Origin of the sequence: Cetobacterium sp. (assembly GCF_048470075.1) — a bacterium.
Classification (GTDB): domain Bacteria; phylum Fusobacteriota; class Fusobacteriia; order Fusobacteriales; family Fusobacteriaceae; genus Cetobacterium_A.
On record NZ_DBGBQB010000080.1, the window covers coordinates 1 to 4,181 of the forward strand.

At 24.6% G+C, this 4,181-nt stretch carries 4 protein-coding genes; 2 read left to right on the forward strand and 2 right to left on the reverse strand.

Annotated features, from left to right (window positions below; all coding sequences use genetic code 11):
* Window positions 1-349 (forward strand): hypothetical protein (locus ACMOUI_RS03080; RefSeq protein WP_418964280.1); only part of this gene is annotated, 349 nt, incomplete at its 5' end.
* Between the two features lie 546 nt (window positions 350-895).
* Complete coding sequence (locus ACMOUI_RS03085; protein ID WP_418964281.1) at window positions 896-1,066, forward strand: hypothetical protein; 171 nt, start codon at window positions 896-898, stop codon at window positions 1,064-1,066.
* 218 nt (window positions 1,067-1,284) lie between these two features.
* Here ACMOUI_RS03085 and ACMOUI_RS03090 read toward each other — a convergent pair whose 3' ends face one another.
* Both ACMOUI_RS03090 and ACMOUI_RS03095 read right to left on the reverse strand, forming a co-directional pair.
* Window positions 1,285-2,736, reverse strand: a complete 1,452-nt coding sequence (locus ACMOUI_RS03090) for a WG repeat-containing protein (RefSeq protein WP_418964282.1) — start codon at window positions 2,734-2,736, stop codon at window positions 1,285-1,287.
* Window positions 2,737-2,766: 30 nt separating this feature from the next.
* Window positions 2,767-4,173 carry a hypothetical protein gene (locus ACMOUI_RS03095; protein WP_418964283.1) on the reverse strand — a complete coding sequence of 469 codons (1,407 nt, stop codon included), beginning with the start codon at window positions 4,171-4,173 and terminating at the stop codon, window positions 2,767-2,769.
* Window positions 4,174-4,181 lie beyond the last annotated feature (8 nt).

The following is a 4,181-nucleotide window of genomic DNA, read 5'->3' on the forward strand; positions in this document are numbered from 1 at the left end:
CTATAGTATTACTAAATATGATAATATAACAATCGCTGTTGAACTATTAGACCAAGTTGATGGAATTATAAGCGATGTTCTTGGAATGGATATTACAAATAGTTTAAAGAAAAAAAAAGTTATTCAAGTCCAATATGAAAATCAAAAAAAAATATTAAATCTAATATCTTTTAAAAGTAAAAATAATAACATTCAAACTTCACAAATCATTATTGCTTCTTTTATAACGTTTCAGTATTTAGAAAATTTAATGTTACAATATCCTAAAATAGATTTTATTTATATTCCATGGCTACCCGAAGAAAAAATAAAAATATCAACATATAAGAATTTTTCACTATTAAATTAGAATTAAAGCGATTTATATTGATTCCCAAGGAAACTATCAATACAAGGTTTTTAACCAAATTATTTTTTATATAAGTAATTTTCGTAAAATAAAAACTAAAAAAATGGGGCTGACTAAAAAGTAAAAAATAAATAATTTTTTTACAATATATTGTGTTTTATCAAAATAAAAATCACTATATGTTGTGGTAAAAAGTAAATGGGCTGACCTTATTGGTCAGCCTCATTTTTTTGTTTGAAATCAATATTAATATTTTTGATGATTTTTCATCCAGGCCTCGCGTCGGTTTTTTTGTACCTTGGCACCAAAAAATCGACTAAGTCAATATTTTCAATGGGTTTGAATATATTATTTAAAAAATGGTCAAACTTAATTTTAAATAAACTATACCTTAGTCGAAAATAGGCTAAAAATAGGAGTTGTTAGACTATTAAAAACTCTAAAATTGACTAGTCAAAGAGATTATAACTTTATTGACTACTTAAATAAAAAAAGACTACTCCCTAACGAGTAGCCATTGATTTCATTGAGAAAGTTGCAAATTTGGTGCCGAAAGACAAAAAAACCGACGCGAAGCCTTTAGAAGAAAAAACTAATGTAAATTCTTATTTAGAAGTTAAGTTATTAGCAAGACAACTACCTACAAAGAGTGAGGTAATTTCAGAACTTGAAATATTTAAAAAAAATCTTGAAATAAAAAAAAATTTAGAAAATTAAAAAATAAGTCTATTGAGATACTAGAACCCTTTATTTTTCAAGTAATAAAAGAGTATCTCAACAGATTCCAATTCATTGATTCATCTTTATTTTTGAGACACTCTTTAAAATTTCTAGTTTTTTAAGAATAAAAAAGCCTATAATCTTAATAAAAATTAAAGGTTTATATTGTGTAGTATTGTTATCCCTTGTCTTATTAGCAGAATCCAATCCATAGATTAATTTATAACTATTTTATTACCATTTTGATCAAATAAAGTTGATTTATCATTTCTTTGATCTACAATATAAAATCCATTTTTAAAAAATTTATAATTAATCTTACCAATAGAACCAACTTTAATAGGAATAATTATTTCTCCTTTTTTATTTATTACTCCATACTTATTATTTTTTCTAACTATAGCTAGTCCATTAGAAAAATACTTTATTTGATCATATTCAGGTGGAATAATAATCTCTCCTTTTTTATTGATAGCTCCATATTCACTATTAATTTCAACTACAGCTAGACCTTCTGAAAATTTTTGTGCAGAAGTATATTTAATAGGGATAACTATTTTTCCAGATTTATCTATATATCCATATCTATTATTTTTTTTAACTTTAGCCAATCCTTCTGAAAAACTTTCTATATAATCATATTTAATAGGAATAACTATTTTTCCTTTTGTATTTATTACTCCATATCTATAATCAGAATTTTTAACCACAGCTAATCCTTCTGAAAAATCCTCTATCTCATCATATTTATAAGGAATAATATCTTGTCCTTTTTTATTTATCACTTTATAAATAAACTTTGCAACCCGACCATATCCTCCATATTGTACTCTTTTACCTACCACAGCTAATCCTTCCTTAAAAGGTTGAGCAATATCATATATAATTGGAAGTACCAACTCTCCTTTTTCATTAAAATAACCTGCTTTATCACCTTCACCAACTATAACTAATCCTTCTGAAAAATCTCCTGTATAATCATATTCAATTGGAACAATTATTTTTCCAGACTTATCTATATAACCGTATCTATTATTTTTTTTAATTTTGGTTAACTCTTGATTTTTTATATCATCAATTATAAAAGGAATCATAAGATCATTTGTTTTATTATATAATAAAGTTTCTTCGTTTGATTTTCTTTTGACTTTAAAATTCCCATTTTCAGAGTATTCTATAGAAATATTATTGGTATAGTCAATTTCAGTTTTAATATTTTTATTATCGTAGTACTCTTTGTAGTCTCCTACAAATTGATTATCTTTATAATTTCCTTCATATTTTAATTGTCCATTCTCATACCATTTTTTTTGAATCCCATCTGGTACCCCGTCTTTATATGTTTTCTCAAGTTCTAATTGTCCATTCTCGTAATAAGATTTCATAAATCCATCTATTTTCCCATCCTTATAATTGGACTCTTCTTTTAATTGACCATTTTCATACCATTTTTTCTGAATCCCATCTGGTACTCCATCTTTATAGTTGAATTCTTCTTTTAATTGACCATTAAGATATTTTTGTATAGTTTTTCCTGTAAATACTTTTGTTTGATTAATTTCATAATATCTTCCATTTATTTTTTGCAACTTCGAAGATTCTATGATTTTCTCTCCACAAGCTGTTATAATTCCACCTATTGCAAGAATTAGTAATAATTTTTTCATAATCCTCTCCCTTCCGTTTTTATTTTAAATTTAGCAAATTATTTTCCCTTTATATTCTATCTCAATTTTTTCCTCTTTAGCTATTTTTTCCAATCTAGAAAGTAAAGCTCCTCCTACTAACTTTTTTCCAGTTTTTGATAATAATTTATCTTCAGAAATATCAGCTAAAGAAAATCTTTTTTTAAGTTCCGAAGGAGATATATTTTCAGCTGATGAATACTTGGTATCAATGCAATCAGCTATCATATTTTCAAAAAATTCTTTATCTAATCTTTTTTCTATTTCCATTCTTTCAAAAATTAGATTAAATATTTCTACAGTTTCAGCAATACTTTCATTAAATCTTTTTTCAACTTCTCCTAATAATTGATAACCTGTATGAGTTGTTAAATGAACTCCCCACATTCCAAATTCACAAACTAATTGTTCTAAGAACTCATTTTCTTCCTGGTATTGACTTATTTTCTTTTGGTTTATTTTTCTAGAAAGAATATTTGAAGAAAGTCTTCTTATTTCTAATTTTTGTTCAGCTATATATTTTCTAACCTCTTTAGTTATTTCATGAATTTCATTCATATATTGTTCTTTAAGATCTCTTTTTCTTGCATATTCTTTAGCCTCCTTTTGAGCTTTTTCAGATAATTCTTCTAAAGGAGGTAATGGAGGTTCCTTATCATCTTCGTCATTATTCTCTATAATCTCATATTTACTTATGTTAGAAATATCAAAAGCCTTTCTAATAAATGGATTATGTGTTAATTTTTTTTCTTCTAAATATTTTTTATATAATTTTTCGTATTGATCCATTGTAATTTTTTCTTTAATAATTGAATTTTCTATTTCTTGATTCTCACTTTTTATATTTTCCTCTTCAAAATTTAAAGGAATTTCTTCAAAAGTTTTATCAAAAATATTTTCAATTTTTTCTGTTGGTTTAACTACAATTTTTTTCTCTTTTTTTTCTATTCCTGTTTTTATAGTTTTTATTAAATATTCAAGGGTACTTATATCTTGTCTTACCTCTTTGTAAGCCCATAAAAGCCCTTTTATAAGGTCGTTTTCTTCAAAAATTTTCAATAATTTTTCAATATTATCAATTGTTAATAATTTTTCTAAAAATCTGTTTTTTCTCACTTTTTGAATAGTGTTATTTAATTTTTCAGATATTTTAATCTCAATAATATCTATAATGTCTTTTTTTTCTAATTTTTTATTTTCCCAAGAAAATTTTAAACTAGTTATACTTCTTCCAGTTTTTATTTTTTCCAATTTCAAATTAAAAAAATATTGTGGCAACTCTTCCATTATAGGAGTTAAAACTTTAATGTCTATTATAGACATTCTGTATTTCGGGGGAATCGCTAATAATTCTCTAAATTCATCTATTTTAAACGTTCGTTCTTTTTTACTTTCCCATTGCTTTAATAACTTAAACATATTTTTAC

Coding starts and splice junctions, on each gene's coding strand:
- ACMOUI_RS03090 (WP_418964282.1), bottom strand. CDS start 2,736: ATGAAAAAATTATTACTAATTCTTGCAATAGGTGGAATTATAACAGCT.
- ACMOUI_RS03095 (WP_418964283.1), bottom strand. CDS start 4,173: ATGTTTAAGTTATTAAAGCAATGGGAAAGTAAAAAAGAACGAACGTTT.